The organism is Leptospira yasudae (assembly GCF_003545925.1).
Classification (GTDB): domain Bacteria; phylum Spirochaetota; class Leptospiria; order Leptospirales; family Leptospiraceae; genus Leptospira; species Leptospira yasudae.
The window spans coordinates 40,657-67,354 of the sequence record NZ_QHCU01000006.1; the positions used below are offsets into that span (position 1 = coordinate 40,657).

Below are 26,698 nucleotides of genomic sequence, written 5' to 3' on the forward strand. Positions count from 1 at the left end.
AAGAGTGACTCGGAACGATCCAAAATCGAAACAAAGAAAGAACGTGATTCTTACCGGCGGAAGCGGAGGTCTCGGAAGAGCGATCGCCGCTTCTCTTACCACGGAAGGATATTCCGTTTTTAATTTGGACGTTCGTCCGCCCGTTGCGCTTCTTTCGGGAGAATTCTTTTGCGAAACGGATCTGACAAAGGACGATCAGCTGGATTCTTCTTTGGCGGAATGGAAGAATCGTCTGGCTTCCGAGGATGAAGTTCCGTACGCGTTGATTCACTGCGCCGGTTACGGAGGTCCGTATCACGATCTGACGAAAGTAAGTCCGGAGGAATGGGATCGGATTTTTTCGATCAACATTCGTTCCGCGTTCCGAATCACGAAGGTTCTTTTGCCTATATTCAAAAATCTGCAACTAGGAAGATTGTTGTTCATCGCTTCCTCCTTGTCCTTGATCGGATCGGCGAATTCGGTCGCGTATTCCTCTTCCAAACACGCGTTGATCGGTTTTGCAAAATCCTTGGCGGACGAGTGGGGCGGATTCGGTATCACCGCAAACGCGATCAGCCCCGGTTATATGGAAACTTCGATGGGAATTCAGGAAGATCAGGTTTCCGATCATCGACGGAAAATTTTAGAAATGACTCCTTCCAAAAAGATCGCTTCTCCTTCGGAAGTGGCGCGGGTCGTTTCGTTTTTGTTAAGCGAAGAATCTTCGTATATCAACGGAGCGAATTGGGCGGTGGACGGAGGAATCACAGCTGTATAAATTCAAGCGTGATTCTCCGGGGTGATGTTTCGGTAAAAAATTTGGGCCAAACAGTCTCCGTCACCTTTCCCCGGAACCGTATCCGATATGGGATATATGTTTTTAAATACGGATCATGAAATCCGTTCGCAACTTCAAGATGAATATTCGATTACGGTCACCCTTTTAATTCCGGAACAAACTTTGCGACGCTTTTCGGAGCGGGACGCGAAGAAACTTCCGAAAAGAATTCCCGAGCTTTTGAGACGGTATGGGAAATATATGTCCGCCGCAAAACGTATCGGAAAGGACGCAAGACGCACCCTTTATCAGCCCTGCTGCCAGGGCAAAAATAGATTGGTCCGCGTGAACGCTCGGATTAGTACCGGTAGCTGGACTTTTCTAGGGACGTTGGCTCAAGCACACGGCGTGTCCCGCTGTTTTCTGTTTAATTATCTTCTGTGGTTGGAGGAACTGGGAGTCGGAGATTCTATCGTGAATCCGATGAATGAGGGAGTTCCCACATTTCACCGGTATTACAGTTACATCCTCCACCTAGACCTTCTCGACAACCGGGCAATCCGCAAACTCGAATGCGGACCGGACCCCTATTTCCTTACGTTAGACTACCGAGATTGGTTCCCTTCCTGACTTCCGAAGAACAGGCCGCGCAATTTCTTTTGTTTGTCGTTCGCGTGTTCGTCGAACTTAAACTGACTCGTCTGAAATCGTTTCGAGAGTTTCAACTTTCGCTTGAGAATCTTGCCGCGCCGTGCGATCAAAAGTTCGATCTTATCTCCCGCCTTAAACTGCTTCAAAAGATCCTTTCGATTTCCGGAATGAATCCGAGTTCCATTCAACGCGATCCATTCGTCTCCTTGACTCAGATCGACGGAAGCGTCCAAAATTTTCCAATCGACTTTGCCGATCACGAGATTTCCCCGTTCTTCTCTCGTGGAAAAGCCGAGTTCCACTCCGGGGCTCGAATCCGACCGCTTAACACCGATTTTGTGAAAGTAATTCTCGATCGGGATCGCAATCGCCTTGTCCAGATAATTTCCGAATTCCAATTTGAGATCGACCCCGGTCCGTTTTTTGGCGGACTCGAAAAATTCGATTTTCGTAAAACCCCGGTTTTTCCCGACAAAAAAAGTTTGATAGACTTCGTTCATCACGTCCAGAAGGGAATGTTTGCCGCCCGTTTCCGATAAGAGATGCAGATCCATCGCAAGCGCGAGAATTCCTCCCTTAACATAATACGAAATTCCAGTGTTATTCGCGTTCGGATCGTTCGGACGATTGTAGAACTTCGTCCAAGCCGTAAATGAAGAATCCTCCAGACTCATCCAAGATTCACCCTCGGATTTTTCCAAACTCTGAAGATCTTCCATCACCTTTGCCAGATACGATTCCGCATTCAGATGTTTGGTTCGCACTAAAAAGTAGGCGTCATAAAAGGAAGTGATTCCCTCCGCAATCCAAAGTTCGCGGGTCAAATTCGGTTTTTGATAATCGAACGGTCCGAGTGCGATCGGGCGAATGCGTTTTACGTTCCAAAGATGAAAGTATTCGTGGGATAAAAGTTCGAGAAGTTTTAAATATCCGTCCTTCGACAACGCCTTCAGGGGATCGTACATATTCACGGAAGAATTGAGATGTTCCAAACCTCCGTAAGCGCCTTCGGAAAGAATCAGGATAAACAGATAACGCGCGTTCGGCGATCCTCCGAGAGAACGGATCTGCTCCTCCGTAATCTTTTGAAGATCGGGAATCAGCGTTTTCTGAACGGATTTGGGAAGTTCTCCCTCGAGAACGATCTCATGATCGCATTCTCCGCTGCGAAACGGAATCGAAGGTCGGTTCGACAAAAGAATAGGCGCGTCGAAAAATTCGTCCAGGGAAGCGGAGGAACGTTTGCGGCCCTTCCCGTTCAAACCGGAATGACAGTATTCGAACGGAAGCGCATTCGATATTTCTAATGTAATTTCGGAAACTTCCTCGTCGCGAGGATACAAAAACAACGCGGGCGGATGAAGCAGACAATATTCCGTGGTGAAATAGTTCGAACGGACGGAATAGTCGAATCCGTAGACCACGTAGCGAACACGAAAGGATTCTCCCTCGGAACGAACGCTCCAAGAATCCAAACCGATTTCGACGACTTCTAACTTTTTGCCGTTCTTGCCGCTTGCAAACGCTTCGAGCTTGTGGATATGTCTGGAATAATCCCGAACCATATACGATCCGGGAGACCAAACGGGTAGGGATAGAATCGTTTCTTTTTTGGAGGACTCCATCTCCAATTCCACTTGGAGATAGTGTCCCGTAAGCTGATATTCTTGAATTACAAAGTGAAGTTTAGACAATCATTTACCGCTGGCTTTGGAAATCTCTTGGAGAGTTTCTTCCACCGTGGTCGTCGGGTCAACTTTTCTCCAAACCTTTTGGATCTTTCCCTCGGGAGAAATCAAAAACGAATCTCTGGAAAGTCCCTTGAACACCTTGCCTCTCCATTCCTGATCTCCGTATACGCCGAGAGCTTCGCTCAATTTGTGATCGGGATCGGATAAAAGCGGAAAGTTTAAGGAATACTTCTGGATAAAGTTTCCGTGAGAATCCAAATTATCCAAGCTCACTCCGTAGACCTTCGCACCGATCTTTTTGAATTCTCCCATATTGTCTCGATAACTGCAGGCTTGTTTGGTGCAACCGGGAGTATCGTCTTTCGGATAAAAATACAATAAAGTCCAAGAACCCGCGATGTCGTCCGGAAGTTTCACGCTCTTTCCTTCCGTACTTTCCAAACTGACCGAGGGAACATTGGCTCCCAACACTGAATCTGACATTCGAATTTCCTCCGTAGCAAGAATAACGATTGGAACCGGGATGCAACCGCTTTTCAAAACGAATTCTAAGATTTGGACGACGTTTGGAATAAAAATGTTGAAAATTAGACAATCTAAACTTCTAATCCATATACTTCTCTCGAGAGAACCAATTCTTCTCCCAAACGGAAAACAATTACTTTGAAAACGATTCTATTCTTCCTTTGCGCGCTCATTCCATCCGTACTCTTTTCCGAATCGCAAGAGGCTTGGAAACCGATCGATCTGAGAAAAGGAAATTGGATCGCGGTCGACGACTTTAAAAAAGAATATCTCAAAGGAATCGACTCTTCTTCTCCGAAAGTGAAAACGATCACCGCGTTTCCGATCGTTCTCAACGAAATTTTCGAAACTCCGATCGGAGTGGGTTTGAAAGAATTCACTTTGCAGACTCGGTTTCAAATCGAGGAAGACTTTCAGAAAACGAAAATCTACAAACCCATTTTCTTATATCTAGAATCCATCGGAGAAAACTGGGAAATCTACTTAAACGGTCATTCTCTGGATCGGGAAATTCATTTGGATTCTTCCGGAAAAGAAATGCTGGTTCGAAGAACCATCCGCAGTCTTCGTCTTCCCTTGGATTCCAGTCTTTTGAAATCGGGGGAGAATCTTCTGACGTTCCGTTTGATCGGCGACGTTCCGGCTTCCGCGCTTTCTAAGAACGTGGATCTAGGTTTTTACATCGACGGAGATTATTCGATCACGACCGAACAGAAACTTTCCGGCGAGATTTCCACTCTCGTCAATCTTTGTCTGAATACGATTTATATCTTTTTCGGTTTGTATCATCTTCTGATCTACGCGAAACGAAGAGAGGATCGTTACAATCTCTACTTCGGAATCTTCAGCGTTTCGATGGCCTTGTATTCCCTTTCCCGATCCAATCTCGCGTTCGACGTCATTCACGATACGACCTGGATTACAAGAATTGAATATGCTTCGGTTTCCCTTTTGGCTCCGATGTTTCTTCTGTTTATGCAGGATTATTTTTACGGAAGAGCGAAGTTTTCCAAGGTTCTGTTCGGGATTCTTGTCCTAAGCGTTTTGATCGCGATCGCCACTCTTGTGGAGCCATTCCGTTATACGATGACCAGTCTTCGTCTTTGGCAGATTTCGATTCTTCCCACCCTCGTTTATCTTCTCTACTTTATGAGCAAGGCGGTTTATTTAAGAAAGAAGGACGCGATTCTTCTGGCGACGAGTATGTTCACCGTGGTTTTTATCGCCGTCTACGACGTGATCGATTCGGTCTTTTTTCAATCGGGAATCCGTTTTACTCAGTTCGCCTATTTTCTGTTCGTTGTCGCGTTGACGACGATTCTTGCGAACCGGTTCATTTCCCTGTATCGTCAATCGGAAGACTTAAACATCGAACTCAGTCAGCAAAAGTTGGAGCTCGCCAGACAAAAGAACGCGTTCTTTCGTTTTGTTCCGGTGCAATTCTTGAACGTTCTCGGAAAAGATTCCGCCGTGGAAGTCAATCTAGGCGACTCGGTGTTAAAAGAGATGAGCGTTTTGTTCACGGACATCCGTTCGTTTACCACGATCTCCGAGCAGATGACTCCCGAGGAAAACTTCCGCTTTATCAACGACTATCTCGCAAGCATGGAACCGGTGATTCAAAAACACGAAGGTTTTGTGGATAAGTTCATGGGCGACGGGATTCTCGCGCTCTTTTCGGGAGAAGGGGAAGCGATACATCCGAGTCTACAGGGAAAAACTTCCGCGGACAAAGCCATTCTCGCTGCGATCGAAATGAAAAAGAAGGTGCAGGCAATCAACGCGGAAGCGAAGGATTCTCACTTTCGAGGATTGAAGATCGGAATCGGAATCAACACGGGGAACTTGATGCTCGGCACCGTGGGAAGCCGTTCCCGTCTCGATACGACCGTGATTGGAGATACGGTCAACGTTGCGTCCCGTTTGGAAAGTTTAACGAACCTGTATCGCGCGGATATTCTCGTAACAAAGAACACACTTTCTTCGATGACGATCGCGGACGGTCTTGCGATCCGTGAAATCGATTCGGTGGTCGTCAAAGGCAAAACGGATCCGATCATCATCTACGAAGTTTACGAAGCCGACGCGCCTCATATCCGAAAACTGAAAGACACGACCCTTCCTCTGATAACGAGAGGAATCATTCTCTATAAGGTCGCAGACTTTCAGGAAGCGCTGATCAACTTCGAACAAGCGCTCAAGGTTTTTCCGGAAGATATCGTTTCGATTCTGTACCGCAAACGTTGTCAGGAATACATCGCTTCCCCTCCGACCGGCAACTGGATCGGAGTTCAACATCTTCTCGAAAAGTAAACCTTGAGCTTACTCTCAATATCTAAGTGTTGCTGCGATCGAAATTTGTGATCTTACGTCGCGAGTCGATGGCAACGGTCCGAGTGCAGGCGCTCCCGAAAAATAGAATCCTAGTAAAGCGGAGCTCATTGACGAACTCGAGGAGGATGAGCCTGAAAACATCGAGCCGATTAAAGTCAGCGGATTTGCCGTCTCTTTCACTTTCGAATCAGTAACAGAATGCGTTGCATCCCAATAACCGTAAGAAAGATTCAAACCAAATAATTCCGTAAATTGATACGTGTATCCGAATTGAAATCGATTTCCGACGAGTTCCGTGGTAGCCCCGCCTTTTACTTTTGTCGTAAACGGAATTAACAAAGGACTTGCAGAACTGGATGAAGAAGATCCAGATATAGAACTCAGGTTGACGAATGCTTTTACTTCCTCGGAATATTTCCCGCTATTTGCGACGCTTTCAAAGTGTTCTACACTAATGAAGAATCGGTGTTTTTCCTTAAGTTCAAGAGTATAGCTTAAACCGATCACTCCGTTTACAAACGCTTCATAATAATCGATTTTTCTTTGTGTTAAAAAGTCGATCGAATTGAGCTGAGAGGTTGTTGTTGCGCCCGAGCTCGCTGTCGTGGAAAGACTGGAAGAATAAACGTTATAAGTCGAATTGAGCTGAGTAGAATTTCCGTTCAATTCCAACCCGAATCTAAAGCCGATATTCGAAAGAAACTTATTCGCATTCGCATGCCATGGAAGAATCTCACCGATATAGCCAATCCGACCGGTTCTTAACTTATTGTTATCATAGATATAGTCGTCGAACAAAGTCGTAGTCATCCGACTAGCCGTCGATCCGGATCCAAGCGCTAACGTTGATTTCTCATATTCGAAATTTTGAAAACCGTCCGCTTTAAGACCAGCATAAGAAACTAAAATGTTACTTTTATAGATCCCATTCTGAATCCCCATCCCCCAATCAAAGCCCTTGCCTCTAAAATTTTGAGTACTCGGAAAGGACATGAAGCTCGTTCCACCGAATGCCTTGTTTAACATTAAAGAATTTTGGGTTAGAATGGCGTTCTTAGCCGTTGCAGAGTTGATCTGATTATCGGTTACTCTGAAGAACATTTCAACGTTTCTTTCCTTTGAAGAAGACGGCGCAGGTGATGGCGCATCCCCCTGATTTTGTGCCGCTAAACCAGTAATGTTTAGCGCAAATAAACCTAACAAAATCAAATTCCCTTTAAAATTCATGTGAATCCCTCGAATCTGTTCACAATCCGGAATTCTTTTCAAAGCAAAGCCATAGCGAATTCTTGACTATCTTACGAATAATAAAATTTTGTAACAAACATCCTTAAATTCAGCACACTTGTTTAAAAATTTTTGCTTTGAAAAAAATATCTCGTTTGTGATTTTTTATAACCATAAAAATCACAAACGCACCCAATGCAAGAAAATTTTGATTTGAAAATACGATCATTTTGTGAATTCGAAGATTTTCGTTACTTTAAAAAGCGATTCCGCTATATCTTTTCGAACAGTGTGTCCATTTACAATCCTGCGTTTTTAGAAATAAGCCTTTTTACACCGTAACATTCGACAAACAATCGTTGCCAAAGTCCATTCTCCCCGGAAGATTGGACTGCCGTGAGCGACACGTTGCGCCTTCGGCCGCCTTGTCAGGCGGTTCTCGATCGGAGAACATACGACGATCAACAAGGAAACACTGGTTTATGATTTCTTACACCGTATATAAAATGGTTCACATCTTCGGAATTCTTCTCCTTTTTACCGCGCTCGGCGGGGTGACGCTTCACGTTCTCAACGGAGGAAATAAGGAATTCACCAATCGTAAAATCGTGGCGATCACGCACGGAATCGGAATGTTCTTAATCCTGTTAGGCGGATTTGGAATGCTCGCAAGACTCGGAATTCTTTGGCCTTGGCCGGGTTGGGTCGTCGCAAAGTTCGCGATCTGGCTCGCTTACGGCGGACTTTTGACGGCGGTTTATAAAAAACCATCTTTGGGAAAAGTGTTCTGGTTCGGCTTTCCTTTGCTCGGACTCGTCGTTTCTTACATCGTTCTCTACAAACCTTTCTAAGATCGTTTGCATTGACTTTGAAGATCCGAATCTTATCATACTGATCAATCGAGGAAATTGAAGATGGCAAAGGCAACCGCAAACAAAACGACGTCCGCATCCAAAGCGAAAAAGGATTCTTCAATCAAGTCCATTCCTGACTTTGTTGGTTCCAGAGATCTTCCGCATCCTGTGGATCGCCTGGAAGACGTTCGGAAACGTTCCCGAAAGTTTCGGGAGAAGATGTTATCCGGTTCGCAGGTTGTCTTTTACAGATCCTACGATCTGGTGCGGGTTCCGTATCCGACGCGTTATGCGCTCTTAAATGCGTATAGCCTTCCGACCCCGTACATGCATATCCTCAATCGTTTGTTCATCGTTCAGTACAAAACTTCGGAAGGAATCAAAACTCTTTTGTTTTCTCCTTCCGACTTGGACGGGAACGCGGAAACCCCGTTCTTTAAACGGCTCGCCGAAGGTTTCGGTCCGTTTCAATCCATCGGTAAAAAGATCATCGCTCCGATCCTAAACACGGTGGAAGAATGTCTCGAAGATGCGGGGATCTCTCCGGAAAAGGTGGATTATATTTCGTATGATCATCTTCATACGCAGGACATCCGCAAATGGCTCGGCGCAAACGGAGAAAAGGGATATTTCCCGAATGCTAAACTTCTCGTCATGAAACAGGAATGGGATTCCGTACAAGGGCTTCTTCCTCCTCAATCGGATTGGTATTGTCCGAACGGAACCGGCGGAGTCGCGAGCGATCGTATCGTCGTTTTGGACGGAGACGTCGAACTCGGACAGGGCGTCGCGCTGATCCGCACTCCGGGTCATACGGCGGGAAATCATTCCTTGGTGGCACATACTCCCGAAGGAATTTTCGTTTCGAGCGAGAACGGAGTGAGCGCGGACAGTTATTCCCCTTTGCATTCGAGAATTCCGGGCGTCCGTAAATACGCAAAGGCGACCGGAATGGAAGTGATTTTAAACGGAAACACTCTCGAAATCGGCTTGGAACAATATATCTCCATGGTTCAGGAAAAGGAAATGGCGGGGAAGTCCTCCCGTAATCCGAACTTCTACAACGTGATGCCTTCCTCGGAAATGACGAGCTATTGGCTTTTTCCGGGAACGGCGCCTACGTTCAGTTTCGGAAGACTTTCTTTCGGTTCTCCGGTCGTATAATCTATAACAAGGAAATAGAATATTATGATTTTAATGATTACCGGTTGTGCGGGCGGACTCGGAAAAGAATTGGCGAAAGAGGCCTTTGCCGCGGGACATTCGATCCTGATCACGGACATCAACGAAAAAGAACTCAAAAAATTCGCTTCTCCTTGGAAAAACGAAAAGGACCGCGTTCTCGTTTCCAAACTCGACGTAACTTCGCCGAACGATTGGAAGAAGGTGATGGATCTCGCGTATAAAAAATGGGGAAAGATCGACGCGCTTTTGAACGTTGCCGGTTATCTTCTTCCCGGTTATATCTACGAGGTTCCTGCGGCCCATATCGATCGTCACATGGACATCAATGCAAAGGGCGTTATGTATGGAACGAGAGAGGCCGCAGCGAGAATGGTGGCCGCGGGCGCCGGTCATATCGTAAACATCGCTTCTCTTGCGGGAGTCGCGCCGATCTCGGGAATCTCCTTGTATTCCACTTCTAAGTTTGCGGTCCGCGGATTTTCACTCGCGATCGCGCAAGAACTGAAAGAAAAAAACGTATTCGTTACCGTTGTTTGCCCGGACGCGATCAAAACTCCGATGCTCGATCTGCAAAAGGATTACGAACAAGCTTCGATGACATTCTCCGGAGATAAGGTATTAACCGCGGAAGAAGTGACCGGAATTATTCTCGGAAAAGTTCTGACCAAAAAGCCGCTGGAAGTTTTGATACCGGGAAGCAGAGGAATTCTTGCCAAGATCGGAAACGCGTTTCCTGCAACGGCGGGAATTCTCGGCCCGATGCTCAAACGCAAAGGTTTAAAGAAACAATCGACTTACGTCAAAGGATAGACATTCGTTCGCGATTGCGATGATGAACCCGAATTCAAAACCCATTCCCGTCCGAGTTATGGCGGGTTATGCGACCGCCGAGATCGGAATCACCGCCGTCGAAGTTCTCGCTCAAATCTATTTACTCGAATTTTTCGTAACCGCGATCGGGCTCAAACCCGCGTTAGCCGGCATCGCTCTGGCCGTGGCGGTTCTTTGGGACGCGGTTTCCGATCCGCTGATGGGTTATATCTCCGATCACAGTCGATCCAGATTCGGTAAGCGGAGACCGTACATTTTAATCGGAGGGATTCTGTTAGGACTTTCCGTTTTTTTCATGTTTTCTCCTCCCGCATTGGGAACGCAAACGGAGAAGTTTTTCTTTCTCTTAGGAATCTATCTGCTCGTGAACACGTCGATGACGATTCTTGCGGTACCGCATATCGCCCTCGGCGGAGAAATGTCGTTCGAACCTCGGGAAAGAACAAGAATTTTCGGATGGAGATTTTTCTTCAGCAACGTGGGATTCATTCTTGTTCTGATTTTACCTTCCGTCTATTCCGCGGTCTTCCCGACCTCGAATGAAACGGAAAGACTTTTGATCACAAGAAGTTATACTTCGATCACGATCGCTTGTATTTTAACGGCAACCGCGGTTCTGACGTTTATAGCGACTCGGGGTAGGGATCGAAACGAGCCGATGCCGAATCGAAATTCGGTTTCGAAACGGAGAAGTCTTTCTTGGTCTCGTCAAATCACGAGCGTATTCAAAAATCAGTATTTTCTCCCGTTGTTGCTCGCCTTTATCACGGCCACCTTCGGAAGAACCTTCAACTCTTCGATCGTAAATCTATATTACAAATATAGAATTCGTTTGACCGAAGCGGAAATCGGTTTGGCGATTCTGCTTCCGTTCGTATTGTGTCTGATCCTTTCCATCCTGCTTTGGGTGTTTCTCGCGGGGAAGTTCGGGAAAAAAACTCCCGCATTCTGGGGTGTGTTTCTCTTAGGATCAATGACGGTGGTCGTTTATCCTCTCTTCCCGGAAAGAGGGATTTTCCCCATCCTGTTTGCAGCCGTATTCGGAGGATTTTTTGCGGGTGCGGTATTGCTTTTCGATTCTCTCGTTGCGGATATCGTCGACTACGACGAACTCAAAACCGGGGAAAAACGGGAAGGTTGGTTTTTCGGTCTTTGGAAAATGGCCACGAAAATCGCAAGGGCGCTCGGACTCGGTCTCGGAGGAATTCTACTCAGCGCAATCGGATATCAAGAAGGATCGATCGAACAGATTCCGGAACTCGGATTTCGGCTTTCGATCCTATTCGGACCGGTTGTAGGAAGTTTTTTTCTTATCGGATCCTTTCTCTTTTTATTCATGCCTCTTACGAAAGAAAGACATGAACGAATCCAATCGCTTCTATTGAGGAAAAGGGCTTTGCGAACAACCGATCGATCGAATCGTTCGTAGGGGAACTCACTCTAATTTTTTTATTTGGAAACGAAGTTTCGATTCATTCTATTTTTTTGAATCGTGATCGGCTCAGCCTGTTCTAAATTTCTTTCGGATGTTTCGCAGTGCATCCTGTCTTGATTTTTCCCGTACGGAAGCGCGAAGATTTTTCTTAACCGGAATGTACGATTCCGTACTCGCCAAGGTTTTGTGACCGAGAAAATCCTTTACGTGATTCAGAGAAGAACCGTCCGCAATCAGATGCAAGGCTCGGCTGTGTCTTAGCGTAAAGACCGTAACCGGACTGGAAATCCCCGAGCTTCTTCCGATCTCGGAAATGATTCGTTCCACGTTCCGCGATGTCGTATGCGATCCGGAACTCTTTCCCGGAAACAGATAGGCGTTGGCTACGGTAAAAACTTCCTTCTCGTATTTTTTAATCAGAGATCCGAGTTCCACCGGAATTTCCACGGTTCTGGATTGGGAAAGAATCGGGGATTTGATCTGAATCGATCTTCGTTTTAAATCCAGATGCGTCCAGCGAAGAGAGATCAATTCTCCCACGCGAAGACCTCCGAAATAAACCAAACCGCACATCAATTCGTGTTTCGCGTTGATAGATGCAGTTCTTAGAATATTCTGCATTTCTTTAAAAGTGATCGCGTTCGGATTATTGTATTCCCGCACGGGTCTTTGAAAATCGCGGAACAGATCCATCTTCATCACGTCTTCAAAGAACATTTTCAAGGAGCTGACGTTGATCTGAATCGTAGAGGAGGAGACCTTTCTCTTCCTTAAGTGATCCATATAACGGTTCAAGTCTTTGAGAGTGATCTTTTCCGCGGGTTTATCCGCAAAATGCAGAAAATCTAAATTGTATTTTAGGTAAGTATAAGCCGTAGCTTTTTTGTAGTTTCTCTGCCGGATAATCTTGGTAAGTCTTTCGATCGAGTGTTTGTTCTTTTTTGGAACGTCCAATTCTGACATCTTTCTTCCCTGCTCATCCCGTTTTTAGGGCTCGTTAGTTGCCTTTAAACGGTTTTTATTATTGTTTTTCTAAAAGCTTTGAAAAAAGGGAACCAAATATTTCTAAAATGTGTCAATTCAATATTCGATTTTCTGCAGAATTCTGGAACAAACCTCTTCGACCTTCAAATCATCGATTTCTAAGTAGTAGTCGGAAACGCTTTTGTAGTGGGGAAGCCGACTTTCCAAAATGTTGCGGTAGGATGTAACGGCGCTTAAAGGAGGGCGGGTCGGATCATTTTGGATCTTTTCCACGAGAGTTTCCGTGGATCGGGAAAGTCCGAAAACGACGGCGATGGATTTTAAAAGTTCAATTTTGCGGGTGCTGAGGATTTCTTTTCCTTTTGTATCCAAATCAAACAATATCCCGCCTCCGCAATCTAAGATGATTCCGTTGGAGGTTTTTAATTTTTCTAATATTCGAAACTCTAAATCTCGAAACGCTCTCCAGTCCCCTTCGTTTTTTTGTATGAATTCGGGAATGGAAATTCCCCCGATCTCATACACGGCGATCATATCCGTCGAAACGACGGGCATTCCGGTCAGTTTGGAAAGTTTACGGGAGACTTTGGATTTTCCGACCCCTCTGGGACCGATCAAAGCGAGGTTTTTTTTCAAGCCTGGATTAACTCACGGATATGTTTCTGTATTTCGGGAAGAACCGTATAATACATCTGCAAGTCAGAATCCGTAATTCCTAAAATCTGCAAAGCTTTATTGGAAATCGGCGTGGACAATCCCGCGATATCGATTCCCACTCCGGCGGCGACCGTGATCGAATGAGAAACGTGAATCACCGAAACCAATTCGGGGAATTCGGTTTCGTTTTCCGGTTTGCTGTAGTGTTCCGCTACGTGAACCAGCTCTTTCGGAAAATTCCATTTTGCTAATAGTTTTGCTCCGGCTTCTTCGTGGGAATATCCGAAATGTTTGCGTTCCAGTTCTTCAAAAGAAGAAGAATGAACTTTCAATTCTTCCCTGAGATTTACGATCACCGCAGGAAAAAAATCCGCGAGAATCACCTTACCGATGTTATGCAGAAGTCCGCCGGTGAACGCGAGATCGGAACCGACTTTGAGTTTCTTTTGTTCGCAGATTCGTTTGGAAAGTTCCGCTACGGTGAGAGAATGAATCCAGTTGTCTTCCGCTTCGACCTGATATCCTTTCAGATCCTTCTTCATGATTCCTCTCGCGGCGGTAAGAAGGATGATGTCTTTTACCGTTTTGATTCCCAAGGTCATGAGGGATTCCTGCACCGTTTTGATCGGCTTCGCGGCGCGGTAGTATGCGGAGTTGGAAAGTTTGATCACTTCCGTCGTTAATCCCGGATCGTTCGAAATTTCTTTTGCGAGATCGGGAATCGCCACGTCTTGTTTTTGAACCATCTGCATCACTTTCGTGACCACGGATGAAATTCTCGGGAGCTGAGCGTCGTTTAAAAAGAGTTGGTCTATTTTTTCTTTCATCTTTTCTTACCTGACCTTGTAGAGGTACTTTTCAAACCCGCCCTTTTTTAAAAGGACACGGCCGTCGTCCAAATACAAGCTGATGGTTCTACCGTCGTTGCCTCCGACGTCTTCCACGATCAAAGGGATTTTATTTTGCTCTAAAATGGCTCTTGCGGTAAGAATGTTCTGTTCGCCGATGTTCTGCAGAAAGCTGGATTGAACTCCCTTGAACATCGAAGCTCCGCCGAATAAACGCACGGAATAATCTCCCGGATTACAACCCATCTCGCTCATCTTCTTAATCAAAAGCGGAATGGCGGTTTCTGCGTATTTATAAGGATTTTTCTGAGCGTCTTTTCCGCCCGGATCTTTGGAAAGCATGAAGTGCGCCATCGCTCCGATCTTTTTATCGGGAGCGTAAAAAACCACGCCGATACAGGAACCCAAAGTGGTTCTCAAAATTTCGGGAGATTGCGCGCCTTGCAGATCGGCGATACCTACGTTGACTACTTTCGTTCCTTTTGCCAGCATTGTGTCCAGAATTCCCGGTGGTAAATAGTTCTAGTTCTCTAAGAAGTAACAAGACAATATTGGATCGTCTCCAATTCTTCAATACTTTTTTGAGACGTTCCGAAAGAAGAGAATCCCACTTCGGAAATCGATTTCAAAAAAGGGAGAATTTCATTTTACTCTCGGATCTCGGTTTCATACACTGCTTTTGGAATGGCAAAATCATCACTGAAAGAAAAGACAAAACCCGAGCGTAAAAAAAACGTTCCCAGTTCGGAACCGATCGAAACGTTTAAACTCGGTAAGGTTCCCGTAACGATTCTCGGGACGGCACATATCAGCCAAAAAAGCATCGACGAAGTGCAAAGAATCATCCGGGAAGAAAAACCGGACACGGTCTGCGTGGAACTCTGCAACTCCAGAATGCGTTCCGTAAAGGACAGCGAACACTGGAAGAAACTGGATATATTCAAAGTTTTTAAAGAAAGAAAAATGTATCTTCTTCTTTCGAGTCTGATTCTTTCCGCGTTTCAAAAGAAACTCGGAAAGGGTTCCATCCGACCCGGAGACGAAATGAGAATGGCGATCTCCGAAGGGGAGAAGATCGGCGCAAAGATCGTTCCGATCGACCGGGAAGTTTCCACGACTCTCAAACGCGCGTGGTGGAACATCGGACTCTTCAATCGTATGTTTCTTCTTTCCGCGCTTTTGACTTCTCTCTTCGTAAAGGAAGATATTTCGGAAGAAAAAATCGAAGAGATGAAATCCGAAGACGTGCTCAAGGATCTGTTTTCTCAGCTTCCGAAACGTTACGAATCCATTAAGAACGTGATCATCGACGAACGCGATTCTTACTTGGCGCAAAGAATCCGCGACGCCGCCAAAGACGGAAAAAAGGTTTTCGCGGTCGTAGGCGCAGGTCACTTACAGGGAATCATGAACCACGTTCAGGACGATAAGGATATTTCTCCTTTGGATCATCTTCCCCAGAAAACCGCTTTGGATCGTTGGAAGGGGCTTTTGGTTCCCGGAATTTTTCTCGGTTTGATTCTGACCGTCTTTTATTTCGGCGGAAGACAACAAGGCCAGGAATTCGTCCTTCGTTGGATTTTAGTGAAAGGCGGCTTGGCTGCGTTAGGCGCTCTTATCTCCCTTGCACATCCTCTTTCGATCGTTCTTGCGTTCTTGGCGGCGCCGATCGGAAACTTCAATCCGGTGATCAAACCCGGTTGGGTGGCGGCCTTATCCGAATCCTGGCTCCGCAAACCTTTAGTGGAAGACTTCGAAAGAATCGCGCAAGATTCCGAACACTGGAAAGGCTATTGGAAGAATAACGTGATCCGCATCTTTCTCGTGTTTATGCTTCCTCAGATCGGAAGCAGCATCGGAACCTTTATCGTCACCGCAGACTTATTCCGCGTCCTCAAGGGTTTTCTGTGATCTGCAAACTCCGGATCTTCAAAGTCTTTCTTGGATGGACTTTGTTTGTTTCCGGGGTTTTTTCCCTTTCCGCACAAACTTCTTCTTCCGAATTCGAACCGAGCGTGATTATGGAAGGCTTGGATCTTCAACCGTATCTCACGTATTACGAGGATCATTCGGGAAAACGTTCTTTTTCCGAAATTCAGAAAATCTTTCGATCCGGTAAATCCATTCCCTTGTTCAACAACAGCCTCGGTTATTCCGAAGCCGCGATTTGGATCCGCATTCCCGTCGTCAATCGGGAGAAGGGAACAAGAAATTGGGTTCTGGTTTTCACATACAGTCTGATCGATTCTCTTCAGCTGTATTCGGAACGAAACGGTTCTTTGCCTTTGGTGATTTCCGGAGACGAACTTCCTTTTTCATCCCGACTCGCGGAACATCGTAATTTTCCGTTTCAACTCAGCGAACCTCCTCTTTCAAAAAACGATTATTACGTCCGCATCCAATCCAAGAGTTCGATCGTGGTTCCTTTGTTCGCGTATTCAAGAACCGAATTTCTGGAACAAACCGCCAAAGAATATACGACCCTCGGTTTTTATTACGGAACGATGTTGGTCATGTTCGTATACAACCTCTTTCTTTTGTTGACGACTCGCGACAAAAGCTATCTCTTTTACAGTATATTCATCTTTTTTGATATTCTTTTTCAGTTGACCCTGAACGGCCTATCCTTTCAGTTTCTTTGGCCGAACAACCCCGAATGGGGGAACGTGAGTCTTCCGTTCTTTATGTTCTCCGCGTTTTTGGCGGCTTGTCTTTTCGGAAAATCCTTTTTGGAATCCTCGAAAATCACTCCGATCACGAACAAATTCTATTATCCGATCATGGGAATCTGCGCCTTCGGCTGCATCGGCTCGCTTACGTTTTTCAGTTATACTTTCAGCGTGGTTTCGAGCATTCTCGTGTTGTTGATCGTTCTGATTCTGCTTTTGGTCAACAGCCTTCAGTGCGTCTGGAAGGGACATCGTCCCGCCCGATTCTTCTTAACGGCCTGGTCCGTTCTGATCCTCGGAAGTTTTTTATACGCGATGAAGGCGTTCGGAATTTTTCCGGATAATTTTTTCACACAGTGGGGATTGCAGATCGGTTCCGCGATCGAAGTCGTACTTCTTTCATTGGGTCTCGCCGATCGGATCAAACAACTTTCGTTGAATCTGGAAACGCAGGCCGCCAATCTGAATCTTCTCAAACAAAGACACGAACAATCCGCCGTTCAGTATAAAAATCTCTACGAAGGGGAGGAAGATTTTCTCTTCGATCTAGACTCGAACGGAATCATTACGGGAAGCAACAAATCCATTTCCACGTTTCTGGGATTCAAACCGCAGGACGTACTCGGGAAGAATTTTCTCGAGCTGATGTACAACACGGGCGGACTCGAAGACGCATTCAAAAAATTGTATGTGATGGAACGGATGGAGGAACTGTCTTCCAGCGGAAAACCGGTGTATTTCCGGGCGGACTTCCTGCAGAAGTATCTCAAAGAACCGAAGGAATTGCAGGTTCGTCTTCAAATTCTCGAACACGAATCGGGAAGGGAAATTTTGGGACGGGCCTTTGAACCCGATCAGGATCTCATGGGAAGATTTTTGGACGAGGAACGAATCGTATTCTCCATGAACAATTATCTTCAAAACGCGGAATTGCTGAGCCAAAGATTGACGTTCAACCTTGTGCGTTTTACCGATCCGACCGTGACACTTTCGATCCGCACGAGCCTACGCGAAATGCTCATCAACGCGATCGAACACGGGAACTTGAATATTTCCAACGAAGACAAGGCGAAGTCCTTGAAGAACGGAAATTACTTTCAGTTCATTCTCGCGCGCCAAAACGATCCGTATTATCGCGACAAAAAAATTCTCGTGGAATATTTTCTTTCCAGACAGAAAGTAGGCTACAGAATCACGGACGAAGGGAAGGGATTCAATCACGCGAGAATCGTTCGAAACGCTCTTGCAAAGACGGACGAAAACACTCCTCTTCAAACAAGGGGAGTGGCCTACGCCCTTTCCACGTTCGACGTAGTTAAGTTCAATTCCACGGGAAACAGGGTGACCTTGGTCAAATACTTCTGATGAAACATTCTATTTTTATCATATTCATAAGTTCGTTTTTGGTCTTTGCTTGCGCGGGAAGCGGAAAATCCGCGAGACGAAACGCGGCGAAACCGTTGAATACAGTTTTGGAAGAGACTTCTTCCGCTTTGAAAAAACAAATCCAAACCAACCGCGAAACTTCTTTCCCCGATAAAAAGAACCCCCTCAAACTCGCGATCTTACCTTTGTTAAACGAAAACGGAGCGCCGACGCTGCTGGGAAGCACGATTTCTTCGCAGCTTTTACCGCAGATGTCCGAGCCCGGAAAACTGATTCTCGTGGAAAAATCTCAACTCAATCGATTGATCGACGAGCAAAGCTTTCAAAAATCGGGATTGGTTCTTTCGGACAAAAGTTTGGAAATCGGGAAGTTATCGGGAGTGGACCTGCTTCTTTTAGGAACGGTTCAGTTCAACGATCAGACGTTTTTGCTTCAGCTTCGAGTCGTATCCCTTCAATCGGGAGAAATTCTCGCGTTATCCGAAGCCGTTTTCGATTCGGATGACACTCTTTACAATCAATATAGAATCATCCGCCAACCTTAAACGTTCGGCTAAATCGATTCCGACTCGATCAATAATTGTTCGAAAAACGATCCGAACTTTTTTTCCTTATCCACAAAATGAATTTCCAAAATCCAAAATCGCTCCTTCCCTTCAAACCTTTCCTTTAAATCGAAGGAATTCTCATCGCAGATATAATTGATTTTACTCGTAGAATGGTTCTTTTTGTGGGGGAATTCATCGATGAGATGCCCTGCAATTTCGCTCCCGAAAAGATAACCGTCTTCGGATGCGAGTTTCTTTGCGAAATTAAAAAGTTCCTTACCGGTAAGGGAATCTTTAGAAAAATAATAATCCCTGCATCGGTTCCAAGCGCTTTCAACGCAAGACCGAATCCTTAACTTTTCCGGATTCATTCCCAGAACATACGTTCTTCCGAAATCGGCTTCCATAGTTTCGAAAACCGGCCCCAGATCGATCCATACGATATCATCCTCTTGAATGAGAATATCTTCCGGATCAGCATCATAGGGTAGAATCGTATTCCTTCCGGCGCGGACGATCTTTTTGTGCCAATACTTGGAAACTCCAAATTCGTATTTGGCAAGATCGTAGATAAGAGAGCTCGTTTCTTTTTCGGAAATGCCGGGTTGCAGGATCCGATTCTTTTCGATCAATTGAAACAAATGCGAAGCTTTCTTTTCCGCACTTTTTAATTTTTCTAATTTCTCGGATGCGTTCAAAATGAGGATAACTTGCCTAAACTTCTATCCAAAAGGTTTCGTTTAACGTTTCTTCTTTTTCGGCGCGGATTTCGTTTTGTTCTTTGTCGCCGAAACTGCTCGTTTCGTTTTTGCGGAGCTTGCCGGTTTGGAACCCTTCGATTTAGAAGCCGCTTTTGTCGCCTTGACCTTGTTAGACGATTTGGACGCAGGTTTTACAGTCGGCTTCCCTTTGGTTTGCGAAACGTTCTTCGATTTCGCGGAAGAATTCTTCCCTTGCAAAGCCGGAGAAGAACTTTGTTTTTCTTTGAGTGAAGAAACCCCACGAGACGACGAAAGAACGACCTTCTTTTTCGCCTCGTTCAACAACGCGTTCTTTTCCGCTTCGATTGCAGCCGCGCTCGGATAATGAAAGACGAGATATTCCAAGATCGTTCGGATGTTTTCCGCTTTCCGAACTTGATTGTAATTGCCCGGAATGTCAAACCACAGATCCCGTTCTTCTCCATAGATGGAAGAAGACGCCGGTAAAAAAATAAATTCTTTCAAAGGCGCAAGAGGATGAAAACGATCCATGAACAAAAACGTCTTGAACAATTCCTTCAAATACGGAGAACCGTATCGAAGACCCGTACCAGGAAGGATCGTAAACAAATGACTTCCGCGGAACGGAGTTCCCAAAGTAATCAAACCTCGGATCTTTTGACGACTCCGATCAGGAAGGAGCAGCGTCAAGAGCCCTCCGGTGTTATGAGCGATCAAAACGGATTTGGACGGAATCTGATCCATCTGCTTTGCGAGAATCTCGACCGCTTTTTTGGTGCTCCAGAAAAAAGGAGGGATTCTCAAAATTCTTGGTTGATAACCCTTCGTTTCCAGAGCGCGGCGCAGCTTGGAATAAAACAGAGTTCCCGAAAGATAACCCGTTACGATGTAGATATCCCCTCTCGCAAGATTCGGGTCCGTGCCGGTCGGAAACAACGAAGAGATTACAGAAACGATAAATTCCAAAATTTCCGATAGGAAGTAGAGAAACGTTCTAAAAGCGGATATGATTTTTTTCATGAGAATGGCTTGAAGTTATGGGGTGAAAAGACAAGACTGTCAGAGTCTTTCATGAAAACAAAGAAGCTGATTCTTTTCCTTTGGATTTTTTTCATCCTGCCTTCCGCTGTCTATTCAAATATACCGACGCACTCCGGGATGGAGAAAAATTTAAAGGAAGCCTGGGGAAAAAACTTTCCCGTTCCTTACACGAAACTTTTGAAACGGGATCTAACGGGAAAGGGCGTTCTCGTTTATAAAAAAACTCCCGAACGAACCGTTTATATTTATACGTATCTCGTCTTTCTTCCTCTTTACACGGAAAACGAAGAAGTTGCCAATGAAATTCCGGGCAAAGGAAGAGAAGTAAAGGTGAAACTCTTCTACGAACCTTCGAACCCGTCCGAGAAATTCTCGATCGAGTTCACCGAGTTCGACGAACAATACAACAGCAAATCGGTGGTGCGATGGATTCGATGAAAACGAAATCGGAGGAATTAATCCGAAATAAAATGTCTTCCGAAGGAATGTCGCAGACCTTCATTCAGGACTTTTTAAAAAAGACGGACCAGGTTCGAAACGGGGAAACCGGTATGGTTCGTTGGGAAGAAGTAGGCGATCTGGACCCCGTCAAGGACGAGATCACCCTCGAACGAATCGAAGCGGAACACGCGCCCGATCCGGAAATTCTCAAGAACTTGGTCGTCATCAAGTTGAACGGCGGACTCGGAACGTCGATGGGGCTTTCCGGTCCTAAATCCCTCATTCCTCTCAAAGACGGAATGTCGTTTCTGGAAATTTTCGCGAAACAATCGCAGGTCATTCAAAGCAAGTATAACGTGTCCGTGCCATTGATCTTGATGGACAGCTTCAACACACAAAAGGAAAGTCAGGCGGAACTGAAGCGGATCGGATTTTCCCAAAAGTTCGCGACTTCTTTTCTGCAACACAAGGTTCCGCGGATTCTCAAAGAGGACCTAACACCGATTTCGTGCCAGAACCCCGACGACGAATGGTGTCCTCCCGGCCACGGAGACATTTGGATTTCCCTTTTGGAAACGGGACTGCTTGATACTCTGATCGAAAACGGCTACAAGATCGCCTTCGTATCCAACGGGGATAACTTAGGTGCTACGGTTCATCCCGGAATTCTTTCCTATATGCTGAAGGAAAAACTGGAATTCTGCATGGAGATGACTCCGAAAACTCTCGCGGACAAAAAGGGAGGGGCGATCTACCGGAGAATCGTAAACGGAAAACCGGAAAACTATCAGTTACTCGAAACGGCTCAGGTTCCCGCGGATCACATGCACGAATTCGAAGGGCTCGGCAAATTCAGAACCTTCTCGACGAACAATCTTTGGATCGATCTCGTCGCTTTGAAAGAAAGAATTCTTCAGGGAAACTTCGAACTTTCTTTGATCGTAAATCCGAAAACCGTGGAAGGGAAAGAAGTTCTGCAACTCGAAACCGCGATGGGTTCCGCAATCCGTAATTTCAACCGCGTCAAAGGAATCATCATTCCGAGGGATCGATTCGCTCCGGTTAAAAAGTGCGAAGACTATTTGGTCCGCAGATCGGACGCATATCATTTGCGCGACGATTATTCCATCACCATGTCGGAAGAGAGAAAAAAATCGGCATTAGGCGAAGTTTTGATTTCATTGGATGACAAATTTTATAAGAAGATCCAGGATTTTAACCGTCTCTTTCCGGAAATTCCTTCTTTAGTGCGCTGCACTTCGCTTCAAGTCAAAGGAGAAGTGCTGTTTGATCGAAAAATCACGATTGTGGGTGACGTAACGATTGAGAATAACGGTTCCTCACCTCGTAAGATCTCGGAATTGAATTTAGGAATCTTCGAGTCCGGAAAATATTCCTTTTAGGCTTTACAAAGAAAATCGTCCATCGGATCTTTTTATTAGAACCTTCTTGATGGACGGATTTCAAATCCGCATTCCAACGGATCTTTTGAATACAAAGGCTAAAATGACAACTTCTAAAAGTCCGAAGATCCGCTCCTTTGACGAGGGGGAGATCGAACAATTTAAAAACGTATTCATCAATGAAAACCGAGGGAAACCCATCGTTCTTCTCCGGTTCCAGGATATAAAGTCCTTATCCTTTCTCGATTTTCTTCAACGTGTTCCCACCAAAATCTCCGAGCTGCATCCGGGCGCGGAAAATCACTATTCCTATTATTGTTACGGGGATAAGAAGAATCTTCTGATCGGGGTCGCTCCGATGCATACGACGGGTTCCAACGGGTTTTTAAACTTCGATTCGGTGTTAGGACGTTTCCGAGAGGTTTCGATCAAAAGCGGGTCTATGAATTTCGACTTCGGAATCGCAAGAACGCAGTGCAATTATATCTCCTACGTGGACGAGATCTTTCACGAGCTGGAAGTTTCTTCCCTGAAGAATTTAAAAGACAATCTGATTCGTTGGAGTTGGACCTATCTCAACCGGGTCAACGATTACTTCGCCGGTGAAAAGGCGGACGCGGTCATTCAGCCGATCATCCACTACAATCACAAGACGCACATGTATTCCATGAAGGGCGGGGAAGTATTCGTGGGCGGAGAAGCGTACGCGGGTTATGCGGACCTCATCCGCGATATTCCGCACGATCAGGATTTGAACCGGATCGAGCTTTTGATTTTGGAAAAGCTGACCATGTGCTGCAACGGCGCGCCCGGTCTTTTGAAGTTCAACATTTCTCCTCAGACTTTGATCGATACCTTCGATACGGACGAGAAGGTCACGCGTTTTCACAACCTTCTTCTCAATCAAAACTTGAATCCGGCTCTCGTGAGAATGGAACTGATCGAAAAGCCGTACGAAGAGGAAAACATCACTTTGAAAAGCGTCTGCAAACGTTTCTGGAATTTCGGAATCAGTTTCGCGGCGGATGATTTCGGAGTCAAAAGTCAGAGCCACCAGATCGTTCTGGATTTGGGGGAAATGATCAAGGAATTCAAACTCGATCCGATCAGCTTCAAGTTCAAAGCGGATCAGGACCTAACGAAGTTCTTGGACAACCTTGCGTTTATCGATTATTGCAGAAGACTTTCGGACAACAGGGAAGCGATCATCACGGCGGAAGCGCTCGAAGACATCGATTCGCTCAACTTTCTCATCACGCACCAAGTTTATTATTTTCAAGCCAATCTATTCTGCACGAAAATCTCCATCGAAGAATATAAGGAAATCTTTAAGGACATGCAGAATCTTCCCGAAGCGGTCGTGAATAAAGTCCTGAACTCCGAGGAACTTCTTCTGCAACTGAAAGAAAAGGGAAATATCTTTAAACTCGCCAAAGACCTGAAACTCCTTGTTTAAAACAAGATCCTCTCTATCGTTTCGTTTTTATCCTGCTTCGTATGTATTTGTATAAGAAAGCTCCCGACGCTCCCGCCATAGCCGAAACCATCGCAGCAAACAAACAAAAAATTCGAAAAGCGAACTGAATGTCCATCCCTATACAGTACAAAAGGTATAGCAGAACGATTAAGAGCGAGATTGCGAAAAAGATCGGAAGCTTACGGATCGGACCTAAGATATGGGTCATAAAAAAGAAAACAATCAGCGACCCGACTCCCCATACTACGGCGGTTAAAAGCATATTCGCATACGGAAATTGCCAATCAATACCCAAAGTTTTTCTGTACCCGAACAGAATGGATCGCTCCGTAAAACCGCCCAATCGTAAATTGGGAAACGATTGAAAGGCAAGGACTTCGGCAGTGTCGATCAAAAGCAGCGCAATCAGAGGAGTCGCGAAACCGTATATCCATCCGTTTTTTGCACGTTGATTCTTATCTTCATTCATAAGTCGTAAAAATAGAAAAAATCCCGCCGCCGATTGTCGACAAGCGGGATTCGATCTTATTCTAAACGTATCGATTTAAAAACCCGCGAACGGTTTCCAACCGCGGCTTTTCAACTCGATTGAAACTTGTGTTCGAAGCGATTTCCTAAATCATTCTTTCAAAAACGAAAGATTCGATTTTTGATTTACGATGCTCGGATCCTTCATCGTAACCGAAAGCGCGTCTCCGGTTTTTTCGATCTCGATCTTGAATTTTCCGTCCTTATCGATGATCGGGGATTCCTCCACGTATTTCCCTTCGAAGATTTTTTTCTTGTTGAACTTAACCGTATAATTGACGTTATCCGAGCTTTCGATTTCCAGAAGAACCTGGCTCACACCGTTGCTTCCGTCCCATGCCATCGCCGTCCAAGGCCCTTTGAACTTCTCCAGAGTTGAATCTCCGCCGAAGGTTCTTTTCTTAGGAGCGGTCACGGCCGTAGAAAGCACGGCGGAAACCGGCAATGAGTTCCCGCTTTCTCCACCGAGATCGGTCTTGGAGGTCACTGAATACAAAAAGAGAACTTCTTTTTCGGGAACGTCGGCTACGTACGAATTCTTATTCCCCGCAGAAGCCAAAAAGGTCCATTTGGATTCCCCTCTCTTCTTGCGAAAAACATAATATTCCGATGCGTCCTTGGTCTTATCCCAAGTCAGGCTGATCTTGCCTGCCTTTGCGTCCAGAACTCCTTTGAGGTTTTCCGGAGAAGGTAATTTTACCCCTCTTTGTTTGTTCGGGTCCGTGAATCCGTAAGCAAAACTGGAAAACGGGCCGTTCTTTCCTTCCAAGTTCACCGCGGTTACGGAGTAATACGCGTATCGCGCGGGAAGATTCTCATCGATGAATTCTTCCGATCCGGTTTCGGAAATTTTTTCCCAAGCGCCGCCTCCGATCCAACCGGACTTCACGTATCGAAAGATGTAATACTTGGATGCGCCGGAAACCTTCTGCCATTTCAACTCGATCTTATTTTGATACGAACCTCGGCTCGCAGTCAACCCGAGAGGTTTTGCGGGAGGAGTTTTCGGTTGCGCGGTAAATCCGCTCGCAGCGTCCGAAGGTTCTCCCGTTTTTCCGTTGAGTTTTGCGGAAACGACGTAGATTTCCACGACGCCTTTTCTCGCGGCGGAATTGTCCACGTAATTGTTGATCTTGGAATTTCCGATCGGGTTATACCGTTTCTGAGTTTTATTCCATTTAAAAATCTGATATTCGGAAGAAGCGTCTCCGGGTTCCCAGGCAAGTTCGATCTTGTTATCGTATTGTCCTTGTGTCGCTTTCACTCCGAGAACTTTCGGAGGAGGTTTTAATTCTTCCGTTTTCGCGAAACCGACCACTTCTCCTTCGGACAAATCGGAAGAGGAAGAATCCGTCAGCGTAAGAATCTTATATCGATACGCGAGATTCGGCTGAACTCCGTCGTCGTTGAAGCTGTTCGTTCCGGATAAACCGATCTTTGCAAAACCGGAATCTCCCGGACCCTTTCTGTGAATCTCGTAACCGATCGCACCCGGAACGATTTCCCAATTGATCAAAACCTTATCGGTAAAACTTCCCTGCGATGCGGTGATCGACGCGGGTGCAACCGGATTGGAATCGCTTGCAACGCTCGTAGGTTCCGGCGTGTTGGAATCGGGTTTGCCCTGATCGCTGACGGTTTCCACTTGATCGATCATCACAAACGCGCCCTGGCAGATTCGGGTAAACCAACGATAATCGATATAACCGTACCCTTGATCGCCCCAATCCGTTCCCCAAGAGTTGATGAACTTCACAGCGTTTTTAGAATCGTCGTAACCGACAAGAGCGATCGCGTGACCTCCGTAAGTTTTACCGAGTCCGTCTTTGTAGATCTGATTTCCTTTGATATTGAAGAAATTCTCATATACCAAAATTCCGGCGACCACGGGCTTTCCTTCCGCGAGCTGGGCTTTGATCTCGCTCATATCGGTCGTCTTCACGCGTAAGAATTCTTTCGCCTTGTATTTTGCGGCGGCGGCGATCGCGGCTTGCGGAGGACGCGCTCTGTAATCGGCGGGATTGTAAGGCATGGTTTCCCAAGGAGCCGCGCCCATTTCCACCATCACGCGCATCGCGTCGGAGATCAAAGAACCGTTGTCCCTTCCTCCGTTGATCTGATTGTAGATAAACGCGGGAGAAAAGACTTTGCTGTAGTCCGGAGTTCCGCCGGCGGTCCGCAAAGACCAATCCTTGGAATTCTTTCTTTCGATGTATTCTTGAAAACTTTTCGTCGCGTAAGCCGTGGACCAAGCGACACAGCTGCCTTGTTCGCCTTGATTTCCGACGGGAGGCATGGAAGAGGACAAGTCGACGCTGGAAGCAAGACCTCTGTGAGAGATTCCGTACGGATTCGTTTCCTTCAAAGAAGAAAGAAGTTCGGAAGATTCCTGCTTCATTCCGAGCCCGCGCACGGACGGTTGAGCGGAAACGGAAGAATACGCCGTGAACAAAAGAACGAAAGATAAAATAGTATATTTTAAAATTCTCATATACGTTTCC

Annotated in this window: 24 protein-coding genes; 13 read left to right on the plus strand and 11 right to left on the minus strand. The window is 45.8% G+C overall.

Annotation, left to right across the window (positions count from 1 at the left end; translation table 11 throughout):
* The first annotated feature begins 4 nt into the window (after nucleotides 1-4).
* On the plus strand, nucleotides 5-760 hold the full coding sequence (locus DLM76_RS16535) for an SDR family NAD(P)-dependent oxidoreductase (RefSeq protein ID WP_118957258.1): 756 nt from the start codon (nucleotides 5-7) through the stop codon (nucleotides 758-760).
* Nucleotides 761-847: 87 nt separating this feature from the next.
* Nucleotides 848-1,390 carry a DUF1564 domain-containing protein gene (locus DLM76_RS16540; protein WP_118965879.1) on the plus strand — a complete coding sequence of 181 codons (543 nt, stop codon included), beginning with the start codon at nucleotides 848-850 and terminating at the stop codon, nucleotides 1,388-1,390.
* On the opposite strand, the gene DLM76_RS16545 is transcribed toward DLM76_RS16540, so the two are convergent.
* Together DLM76_RS16545 and DLM76_RS16550 are read right to left on the minus strand one after the other, a co-directional pair.
* Nucleotides 1,366-3,105, minus strand: coding sequence for a M61 family metallopeptidase (locus DLM76_RS16545; RefSeq protein WP_118965880.1), 1,740 nt, complete (start codon nucleotides 3,103-3,105; stop codon nucleotides 1,366-1,368). The genes DLM76_RS16540 and DLM76_RS16545 overlap by 25 nt on opposite strands.
* Nucleotides 3,106-3,585 (minus strand): peroxiredoxin, encoded by a 480-nt coding sequence (locus tag DLM76_RS16550; RefSeq protein WP_118957167.1) that lies wholly within the window; start codon nucleotides 3,583-3,585, stop codon nucleotides 3,106-3,108.
* A gap of 180 nt (nucleotides 3,586-3,765) precedes the next feature.
* On the opposite strand from DLM76_RS16550, the gene DLM76_RS16555 reads away from it, so the two are divergent.
* A complete protein-coding gene (locus DLM76_RS16555; RefSeq protein ID WP_118965881.1) occupies nucleotides 3,766-5,940 on the plus strand; it encodes a 7TM diverse intracellular signaling domain-containing protein in 2,175 nt (724 codons plus the stop codon).
* Nucleotides 5,941-5,955: 15 nt separating this feature from the next.
* Here DLM76_RS16555 and DLM76_RS16560 read toward each other — a convergent pair whose 3' ends face one another.
* A complete protein-coding gene (locus tag DLM76_RS16560) occupies nucleotides 5,956-7,188 on the minus strand; it encodes a hypothetical protein (protein WP_147455802.1) in 1,233 nt (410 codons plus the stop codon).
* A gap of 482 nt (nucleotides 7,189-7,670) precedes the next feature.
* Between DLM76_RS16560 and DLM76_RS16565 the strand changes: the two genes are divergently transcribed.
* The 4 genes from DLM76_RS16565 (at nucleotide 7,671) to DLM76_RS16580 (ending at nucleotide 11,487) form a co-directional block, all read left to right on the plus strand.
* Entirely contained in the window at nucleotides 7,671-8,039 is a 369-nt protein-coding gene (locus DLM76_RS16565) for a hypothetical protein (protein WP_118965883.1), read from the plus strand.
* Between the two features lie 63 nt (nucleotides 8,040-8,102).
* Entirely contained in the window at nucleotides 8,103-9,206 is a 1,104-nt protein-coding gene (locus tag DLM76_RS16570) for an MBL fold metallo-hydrolase (protein WP_118965884.1), read from the plus strand.
* Between the two features lie 24 nt (nucleotides 9,207-9,230).
* Nucleotides 9,231-10,037 carry an SDR family NAD(P)-dependent oxidoreductase gene (locus DLM76_RS16575; RefSeq protein ID WP_118957163.1) on the plus strand — a complete coding sequence of 269 codons (807 nt, stop codon included), beginning with the start codon at nucleotides 9,231-9,233 and terminating at the stop codon, nucleotides 10,035-10,037.
* A gap of 22 nt (nucleotides 10,038-10,059) precedes the next feature.
* The gene (locus DLM76_RS16580) at nucleotides 10,060-11,487 is read left to right on the plus strand and encodes an MFS transporter (RefSeq protein ID WP_118957257.1); all 1,428 of its coding nucleotides are present in this window, start codon (nucleotides 10,060-10,062) and stop codon (nucleotides 11,485-11,487) included.
* Between the two features lie 72 nt (nucleotides 11,488-11,559).
* Here the strand turns inward: DLM76_RS16580 and DLM76_RS16585 are convergent, their stop codons facing one another.
* The 4 genes from DLM76_RS16585 to DLM76_RS16600 form a co-directional block, all read right to left on the minus strand.
* On the minus strand, nucleotides 11,560-12,456 hold the full coding sequence (locus DLM76_RS16585) for a tyrosine-type recombinase/integrase (RefSeq protein ID WP_118957162.1): 897 nt from the start codon (nucleotides 12,454-12,456) through the stop codon (nucleotides 11,560-11,562).
* A gap of 117 nt (nucleotides 12,457-12,573) precedes the next feature.
* Nucleotides 12,574-13,113 (minus strand): shikimate kinase, encoded by a 540-nt coding sequence (locus DLM76_RS16590; RefSeq protein ID WP_118957161.1) that lies wholly within the window; start codon nucleotides 13,111-13,113, stop codon nucleotides 12,574-12,576.
* On the minus strand, nucleotides 13,110-13,961 hold the full coding sequence (locus DLM76_RS16595; RefSeq protein ID WP_118957160.1) for an HDOD domain-containing protein: 852 nt from the start codon (nucleotides 13,959-13,961) through the stop codon (nucleotides 13,110-13,112). The genes DLM76_RS16590 and DLM76_RS16595 overlap by 4 nt, the downstream gene beginning before the upstream one ends.
* Before the next feature lie 6 nt (nucleotides 13,962-13,967).
* Nucleotides 13,968-14,474: a chemotaxis protein CheD gene (locus tag DLM76_RS16600; RefSeq protein WP_118957159.1), complete on the minus strand. Its 507-nt coding sequence runs from the start codon at nucleotides 14,472-14,474 to the stop codon at nucleotides 13,968-13,970.
* A 192-nt stretch (nucleotides 14,475-14,666) separates the two neighbouring features.
* Here DLM76_RS16600 and DLM76_RS16605 point away from each other — a divergent pair, with 192 nt between their 5' ends.
* Genes DLM76_RS16605 through DLM76_RS16615 form a run of 3 tightly spaced genes read left to right on the plus strand, consistent with a single transcriptional unit; the run spans nucleotide 14,667 to nucleotide 18,582 of the window.
* A complete protein-coding gene (locus DLM76_RS16605) occupies nucleotides 14,667-15,893 on the plus strand; it encodes a TraB/GumN family protein (RefSeq protein ID WP_118965885.1) in 1,227 nt (408 codons plus the stop codon).
* On the plus strand, nucleotides 15,890-18,016 hold the full coding sequence (locus tag DLM76_RS16610; protein WP_429945272.1) for a 7TM diverse intracellular signaling domain-containing protein: 2,127 nt from the start codon (nucleotides 15,890-15,892) through the stop codon (nucleotides 18,014-18,016). Before DLM76_RS16605 ends, DLM76_RS16610 begins: the two co-directional genes overlap by 4 nt.
* Nucleotides 18,016-18,582: a CsgG/HfaB family protein gene (locus DLM76_RS16615; RefSeq protein WP_118957156.1), complete on the plus strand. Its 567-nt coding sequence runs from the start codon at nucleotides 18,016-18,018 to the stop codon at nucleotides 18,580-18,582. The genes DLM76_RS16610 and DLM76_RS16615 overlap by 1 nt, the downstream gene beginning before the upstream one ends.
* A gap of 8 nt (nucleotides 18,583-18,590) precedes the next feature.
* On the opposite strand, the gene DLM76_RS16620 is transcribed toward DLM76_RS16615, so the two are convergent.
* The gene (locus DLM76_RS16620; protein ID WP_118957155.1) at nucleotides 18,591-19,283 is read right to left on the minus strand and encodes a M24 family metallopeptidase; all 693 of its coding nucleotides are present in this window, start codon (nucleotides 19,281-19,283) and stop codon (nucleotides 18,591-18,593) included.
* A gap of 42 nt (nucleotides 19,284-19,325) precedes the next feature.
* Nucleotides 19,326-20,327 carry a lipase family protein gene (locus DLM76_RS16625; protein WP_118965886.1) on the minus strand — a complete coding sequence of 334 codons (1,002 nt, stop codon included), beginning with the start codon at nucleotides 20,325-20,327 and terminating at the stop codon, nucleotides 19,326-19,328.
* 51 nt (nucleotides 20,328-20,378) lie between these two features.
* On the opposite strand from DLM76_RS16625, the gene DLM76_RS16630 reads away from it, so the two are divergent.
* From DLM76_RS16630 to DLM76_RS16640, 3 genes are all read left to right on the plus strand, one after another.
* Nucleotides 20,379-20,786: a hypothetical protein gene (locus DLM76_RS16630; RefSeq protein ID WP_118965887.1), complete on the plus strand. Its 408-nt coding sequence runs from the start codon at nucleotides 20,379-20,381 to the stop codon at nucleotides 20,784-20,786.
* Nucleotides 20,774-22,192 (plus strand): UTP--glucose-1-phosphate uridylyltransferase, encoded by a 1,419-nt coding sequence (locus tag DLM76_RS16635; RefSeq protein WP_118957152.1) that lies wholly within the window; start codon nucleotides 20,774-20,776, stop codon nucleotides 22,190-22,192. Before DLM76_RS16630 ends, DLM76_RS16635 begins: the two co-directional genes overlap by 13 nt.
* Before the next feature lie 103 nt (nucleotides 22,193-22,295).
* Nucleotides 22,296-23,648, plus strand: coding sequence for an EAL domain-containing protein (locus DLM76_RS16640; protein WP_118966079.1), 1,353 nt, complete (start codon nucleotides 22,296-22,298; stop codon nucleotides 23,646-23,648).
* 13 nt (nucleotides 23,649-23,661) lie between these two features.
* Here the strand turns inward: DLM76_RS16640 and DLM76_RS16645 are convergent, their stop codons facing one another.
* Both DLM76_RS16645 and DLM76_RS16650 read right to left on the minus strand, forming a co-directional pair.
* Nucleotides 23,662-24,138 (minus strand): hypothetical protein, encoded by a 477-nt coding sequence (locus tag DLM76_RS16645; protein WP_118965888.1) that lies wholly within the window; start codon nucleotides 24,136-24,138, stop codon nucleotides 23,662-23,664.
* A 150-nt stretch (nucleotides 24,139-24,288) separates the two neighbouring features.
* The gene (locus DLM76_RS16650; RefSeq protein ID WP_118965889.1) at nucleotides 24,289-26,688 is read right to left on the minus strand and encodes a C1 family peptidase; all 2,400 of its coding nucleotides are present in this window, start codon (nucleotides 26,686-26,688) and stop codon (nucleotides 24,289-24,291) included.
* Nucleotides 26,689-26,698 lie beyond the last annotated feature (10 nt).